7 protein-coding genes and 1 pseudogene are annotated in these 6,439 nt (G+C 61.3%); 2 read left to right on the top strand and 6 right to left on the bottom strand.

What is annotated here, in order from left to right; translation table 11 throughout:
* Positions 1-16 precede the first annotated feature (16 nt).
* From NMG46_RS21205 to NMG46_RS29955, 6 genes are all read right to left on the bottom strand, one after another.
* Entirely contained in the window at positions 17-994 is a 978-nt protein-coding gene (locus NMG46_RS21205; protein WP_254819526.1) for a branched-chain amino acid ABC transporter permease, read from the bottom strand.
* Position 995: 1 nt separating this feature from the next.
* Entirely contained in the window at positions 996-1,883 is an 888-nt protein-coding gene (locus NMG46_RS21210) for a branched-chain amino acid ABC transporter permease (protein WP_254819527.1), read from the bottom strand.
* A gap of 7 nt (positions 1,884-1,890) precedes the next feature.
* The gene (locus NMG46_RS21215; RefSeq protein WP_254819528.1) at positions 1,891-2,601 is read right to left on the bottom strand and encodes an ABC transporter ATP-binding protein; all 711 of its coding nucleotides are present in this window, start codon (positions 2,599-2,601) and stop codon (positions 1,891-1,893) included.
* The gene (locus tag NMG46_RS21220; protein WP_254819529.1) at positions 2,594-3,367 is read right to left on the bottom strand and encodes an ABC transporter ATP-binding protein; all 774 of its coding nucleotides are present in this window, start codon (positions 3,365-3,367) and stop codon (positions 2,594-2,596) included. Before NMG46_RS21220 ends, NMG46_RS21215 begins: the two co-directional genes overlap by 8 nt.
* An 11-nt stretch (positions 3,368-3,378) precedes the next feature.
* Positions 3,379-4,587, bottom strand: coding sequence for an ABC transporter substrate-binding protein (locus tag NMG46_RS21225; protein WP_254819530.1), 1,209 nt, complete (start codon positions 4,585-4,587; stop codon positions 3,379-3,381).
* Between the two features lie 131 nt (positions 4,588-4,718).
* The gene (locus NMG46_RS29955) at positions 4,719-5,249 is read right to left on the bottom strand and encodes an oligopeptide/dipeptide ABC transporter ATP-binding protein (protein WP_368389310.1); all 531 of its coding nucleotides are present in this window, start codon (positions 5,247-5,249) and stop codon (positions 4,719-4,721) included.
* Between NMG46_RS29955 and NMG46_RS21235 the strand changes: the two are divergent.
* A pseudogene (locus tag NMG46_RS21235) lies at positions 5,130-5,441 on the top strand (alpha/beta hydrolase); the annotation flags it as partial. The gene NMG46_RS29955 and the pseudogene NMG46_RS21235 overlap by 120 nt on opposite strands.
* Before the next feature lie 262 nt (positions 5,442-5,703).
* Positions 5,704-5,952 (top strand): hypothetical protein, encoded by a 249-nt coding sequence (locus tag NMG46_RS21240; RefSeq protein WP_254819531.1) that lies wholly within the window; start codon positions 5,704-5,706, stop codon positions 5,950-5,952.
* The last annotated feature ends 487 nt before the right edge of the window (positions 5,953-6,439 follow it).

A 6,439-nucleotide genomic window follows, 5' to 3' on the forward strand; every position in this document is an offset into this window, starting at 1 on the left:
GGCGGAACTGAACCGTTCAGTCTTTCGCGTCACCCTTTGGCCCGAGAAACCGCGCATAAACCTCACCGACAATACCGCGCCGGAAAACCAGCACGCAGACCATGAAGGTCAGGCCGGTGGCGATGGTCACCGGAAAACTCGAGGTGGCGAGCGTGTTTTCCAGGCCGACGACCAGACTGGCCCCGATGATCGGCCCGACCATGGTGCCGATGCCGCCGAGGAGCGTCATCAGGATCACCTCGCCCGACATCTGCCAGGTGACCTCGGTGAGCGTGGCAAACTGAAAAACGATCGCCTTGAGCGCGCCGGCCAGCCCGGCCAATGTCGCCGACATGACGAAAGCCGCCAGCTTGTAGTTGGCGACGGAATAGCCCAGCGAAATGGCCCGGCCCTCGTTTTCCCGGATGGAACGCAGGATCATGCCGAAAGGCGAGTTGATGATGCGCCAGATGGCGAAGACGCCGATCAGGAAGACTGCCAGCACGAAATAATAGATGTTGACCGAGACGTTCAGGTCGAGCATTCCAAACAGCCTGCCACGCGGCACGCCCTGGATGCCGTCCTCACCTCCGGTGAACGGTGCCTGCACGCAGAAGAAGAAGAACATCTGCGACAGCGCCAGCGTGATCATGGCGAAATAGATGCCTTGCCGGCGGATGGCAAAGAAGCCGATCACAAGGCCGAGCAGCGCGGCACCCAGGACGCCGAGCAGGATGCCGGCTTCCGGCGGCCAGCCCAAGACCTTGACCGCGTACGCGGTGAAATAGGCCGCCCCGCCGAAGAACGTCGCATGGCCGAAGGACAACAGGCCGGTGTAGCCGAGCAGAAGGTTGAACGCGCAGGCAAACAGCGCAAAGCACAGCATCTTCATCAGGAAGATCGGATAGACGAAGAAAGGCGCCACCAGCAGCGCCAGGATGCCGAGCCCGACCAGCGCCCATTCAAGCCGTGCGGAATTCTTGGCACGCGTCTCGCGAAGGGTCAGTTCGGCCATCTCAGGCATCCCTTCCGAACAGGCCGGCTGGCCGAACCAGAAGCACGATGGCCATGATGACGAAGACGACCAGATTGGAGGCTTCGGGATAGAAAACCTTGGTCAAGCCTTCGGCGAGGCCAAGCATGTAACCGGTGACGATGGCCCCGAGGATCGATCCCATGCCGCCGACCACGACAACGGCGAAAACGACGATGATGAGGTCAGATCCCATCAGCGGGCTCACCTGATAGATCGGCGCGGCGAGAACCCCCGCAAGCCCGGCAAGAGCGGCGCCGAGGCCGTAGGTAAGGGTCAGCAGCAACGGCACGTTGACGCCGAAAGCCTGCACCAGGCCGGGGTTCTCCGTTGCCGCGCGCAGATAGGAGCCCAGCCTGGTCTTCTCGATCAGCGCCCAAGTGCCGAAACAGACGATCATCGAGGCTACCACCACCCAGCCGCGATAATTGGGCAGGAACATGAAGCCGAGATTGGTGCCGCCGGAGAGCAGCGGCGGCACGGAATAAGGACTTCCCGATACGCCATAGTAGTAACGGAATACCCCTTCGAGCACGAGCGCGAGGCCAAAGGTGAAAAGCAGCCCGTAGAGCGGGTCGATGTCGTAAAGCCTCGACAGCGCCAGGCGCTCGACCACGACGCCGAAGCCGCCGACGATCAGCGGCGACAGGATCAAAGCCGGCCAGTAGCCGATGCCGAACCGGGTGAGAAGCAGGTAGCCGATGAAGGCGCCGAGCATATAGAGCGCGCCGTGAGCGAAATTGATGACGCGCAACAGGCCGAATATGACAGCAAGGCCCAGGCTCAACATTGCGTAGAACGAGCCGTTGATGAGGCCGACCAGCAATTGGCCGAGGAATGCCTGAACGGGTATTCCGAAGATCATCGTCATGGCGCCATCATACACCCAGCACTTCATGCAGCAGCGTCATACGATCCGGCAGTTCGCCGACCGGAAAGGCCGCCACGACCTTGCCGTGCTCCATCAGGTAGAAACGGTCGGTGACGCGGCTGGCAAAGCGGAAATTCTGCTCGACCAGCAGGATCGTCATACCGCGCTTTTTCATCGTCGCCAGCAGATCGCCGATGCGCTGCACGATGACCGGAGCCAGGCCCTCGGTCGGCTCATCGAGAAGCAGCATTTTCACGCCGGTTCTGAGCATGCGCGCAATCGCCAGCATTTGCTGCTCGCCGCCCGAGAGCCTGGTGCCGGGGCTGTTGCGGCGCTCCTTCAGATTGGGGAAAAGATCGAATATTTCCTCCACGCTCATGCCGCCTTCGGCGACGATCGGGGGCAGCACCAGATTCTCGTCCACGGTTAGCGTCGCGAAGATGCCGCGTTCCTCCGGCACGAGGCCGATGCCTTGCTGCGCGGTCCGGTGCAATGGCAGGCGCATCAGATCCTTGCCGTCGAAAAAAATTTGGCCGGTTCGTTGGCGGATCAGCCCGATAATGGCGCGCAATGTCGTGGTCTTGCCGACGCCGTTGCGGCCCAGCAACGTTGCAGTTTCACCTGCAAAGACCTCCAGATCGACGCCGTGCAGCGCATGGCTCTCGCCATACCAGGCGTTGAGATCGCGGACTGCAAGAAGCGGCGCGGCGTCAGTCATCGGTGGTGCCCATATAGGCGATCCTCACCCGCTCGTCGCGGCTGACCGTGGCGTAGTCGCCGGCGGCAAGGATTTCGCCCCGTTGCATGACGGTTATCCAGTCGCAAAGATCGGCCACCACCGTCAGATTGTGCTCGACCATCAGCACGGCGCGATCCCTGGCAACGGAGCGGATGATGTCGGAAACCGTGCGCACATCCTCATGCCCCATGCCGGCCATCGGCTCGTCGAGCAGCAGCACTTTCGGCTCGAGCGCCAGCGTCGTGGCGATCTCGAGCACACGTTTCCTGCCATAGGAGAGATCGGCGGCGGGCCTGTTCTTGGCATCGTCGAGACCGACAGACCGCAAAAGCTCCTCGGCGCGCGGCGTCAATCTATCGAGCGCCGACAGCGAGCGCCAGAACTGAACGCTGAGCCCGCCCGGTCGCTGCAATGCAACGCGCACATTGTCGAGCACGCTGAGATGCGGAAACACTGCCGATATCTGGAACGAGCGCACCAGGCCCATCCGCGCGACCTTGGCCGGCGAGGTGCGGGTGATGTCGTGGCCGAGCAGTTCGATCCTGCCGCTGGTCGGCGGCAGGAACTTGGTGAGCAGGTTGAACACGGTGGTCTTGCCGGCGCCGTTGGGTCCGATCAGCGCGTGAATATTGCCGTGGTAGAGGTCGAGATCGACATTCCTGACCGCAACAAAGCCGGCGAAGTCACGCCGCAAACCGCGGGCGGAAAGCACTACCCGCGGCCGATCCGGTTCAGGCGGCGCCATCGGTCCGCCAATCACTCGCCGGCCGTGGGACAGCCGCTCTCTTTGGCGCTCAGGAACGCCTCGTTACCGGGGATCGTGGCCAGGGGTTTGTAATAGTCCCACTCCTTGGTGCTCTCACTCGGAGACTTGACCTGATAAAGATACATGTCGTGAACCATGTTGCCGTCGGGCTGCACTTTGCCGTTCGCCGTAAAGACGTCGTTCACCGGCATCGAATGCAATTCCTTGGCGACCGCCTCGGTTCCATCGGTGCCGGCTTGGTCGATCGCCTTCAAATACTGTGTCACCGCTGAATAGGTGGCGGCCTGGATCATATTCGGCATGCGGTTGGTGCGCTTGAAGAACCGCTGGGCGAACTCGCGGCTCTTGTCGTCGCGATCCCAGTAGAAGCCTTCGGTCAGCACCACGCCTTGCGCCGCCTCGAGACCGAGCCCATGCACCTCGGCCAGCGTGAACAGAAGTGCTGCAAGCCGCTGGCCGCCCTGCACGATACCGAATTCGGCCGCCTGCTTGATCGAGTTAGAGGTGTCGAGGCCGGCATTCGCCAGGCCGATGACCTTGGCGCCCGACGATTGCGCCTGCAGCAGGAAGGATGAATAGTCGGTCGAGCCGAGCGGGTAACGCACCTCGCCAACCACCTTCCCGCCATGGCTCTCGACGAACTTTGCGGTCTGCTCCTTGAGCGAATATCCGAATGCATAATCGACGGTGACGAAGAACCAGCTGTCGCCGCCTTGCTGGACGAGAGCGCCACCGGTCCCCACTGCCTGCGAATGCGTGTCGTAGGCCCAGTGGAAGCCATAGGGCGAGCACTGTTTACCGGTTAGCTCGGTCGTCGCGGCGCCGGTGACGATATCAATTTTCTTCTTTTCCTTGGAAATCCCTTGGACGGCGAGCGCCACCGAGGAGGTGGTGAGTTCCATGATGGAATCGACCTGTTCGGTGTCATACCACTGCCGCGCAATGTTGGAGGCGATGTCCGGCTTGTTCTGGTGGTCGGCGCTGACGATCTCGACCGGCGCCCCTTGCACCTTGCCGCCGAAATCCTCGACCGCCATTTTGGCGGCCTCGGCCGACCACTTGCCGCCGAAATCGGCATAGACGCCCGACTGGTCGTTGAGAATGCCGATCTTGACCTTGCCGTCGGAAATCTCGGCGGCTGCGGCAGGCATCGCAGTCGCTGCAAGAAGCGCGGCCGAGACCAGGTACGATAGCTTCATTGGTGACTTCCTCCCTTATGGTCGACAGCCGAGCAACATGTCGGCGGCTGCCTGCTGCGGCACGAAGAGTGGCCTCCCATATTCCATCCTCTCCAGCGCAAAATCACGCAGCGCTGTACGGCCACCGTCCTTCAAATCGTAACATCGCTCGGCAACGCGAGAACAGTTACTTTAGTATTAGGCATCCGCGATGCCCGGCCGCCGAAGCGCAACATAGCGCCGGATCGTGCGGCGTCCAGATCGGCCTCTATTCTCGCCGAAGCAACGATTGCGGCTGACGGTCCGGATATCGTTGAACGAGAATTCCCCTCGTCAACCGTCGGCTGGATGATGGCACGCGACCAGGCGGCCCTCGCCAATGCTTTGGAGAAGCGGGCGCTCGCTGCGCAGATCGGGGTGGCAGCTGGGCAACGGGCGTGGAACCGGCACCCCGAGGGTGGGTTCATCGGGCTGGGCAGGTCACCCTTGAGCACCAGCCGGCCGCGCCGCGCCCGGTCGATGCCGGGTATCGGCACGGCGGAACGCAGCGCCGCGGTGTAATGGTCGCCCGGACATTTGCGGCAATCGAGGAAGATCCGACCGTCTATCACACCATGAATGGTCCCAATGAGTTCCACGTCATCGGCACGATGCGGGACTGGACCATCGTCGACCGCCTGCATCGGATCGAGGCGCCGACCCTGGTTTTCCGCGGCTTCTACCATGAAGCGACCGAGGCCTGCGTCCAGCCCCTTCTGGATCTTATCCCGCGCGTCGAAGGCCTGGTCTTCCCGAATTCCAGCCACATGCCGCATGTCGAGGAAAAGCACGACTGCCTCGCCGCCGTCGGGCGCTTCCTGGCCAAATACGATTGACGTTGCAGCACCAGGCCTTCTCCTCCAACGGATCGTCGACACGGCGCAGTGGTCATGAAGGCCGGCATGGCCGGAATCAGCCTGCCTTCACCTGTACTGGCTTCCCGTCGCTGAAAAAATCTGACGGATACGGAGTGGGAGGGACCCCCGGCGCCGGTGGGTATGGAAACTATCGCCTCCAAGTTTCGCAAAACACGTTGCAACCGAATTGATTAGCCCTCGTTAAAGTGCGGGTGATCTAGCGGGGCATGGGGAGGCTTTCATGCAGACGTATCTCGTCGAGCGTATGGACGGCGACGATGTTATATCGGTGCGCGTTGTCAACGCGCCGAGTCCGTTCAGAGCCGCAGCTATGATGACGGGCGGGCGTATTACCTTCCGAACGTGGGAAAAGGATTGGATTCGCGTGACCGACGAAAATCGGGGACAGATCTATGCATATTGTTTCGCCCCCGGCAGCTATTCCGACACCGAAGCATCGCCTGTATCGCCCGGGAGAAACACAGAATAGGCAATATGCCTGCGTAGCGGCAATTCCGTCTTCAACCTACCTTGGTCTTCGATCCCGCCTTGGCATGTGTCCAACAGGCGTTGCCAACTTGGCACAAACGCCAGTGCTCGCCGTGTCATGCGCACCACGGCAGTCAGCGAGCTCGGCATGATTGGCTCGGCCCGCGGCTTGCGAAACAGGCGAAGGGCATCATCAGAATGATCGATGAAAAGATCGGGGCGGGGGGCGATAAGTGACCCTAATCTTAGCGTAGGCAACTCATGTCTTCGGCATATTTGGGATCAGAAGTCGCGGATCAGGATCTAGCGGTGGATTGTCAGACAACGACCTCCGATAATTGGTCAAGTGTCCCACAATACCCACTGGATCAGGGTGGTCCCGTACTGCGCCCATTTCAAAGATTGGGCGCCGATTTTGCCAACATTGCGGCCTTCGAGCACCTGAGAAATATCGTCCGCCAGTACCCCGACAAGCTTGCAATCAGCGA

This window comes from Mesorhizobium sp. LMG 17147, from assembly GCF_024297145.1.
GTDB lineage: Bacteria > Pseudomonadota > Alphaproteobacteria > Rhizobiales > Rhizobiaceae > Mesorhizobium.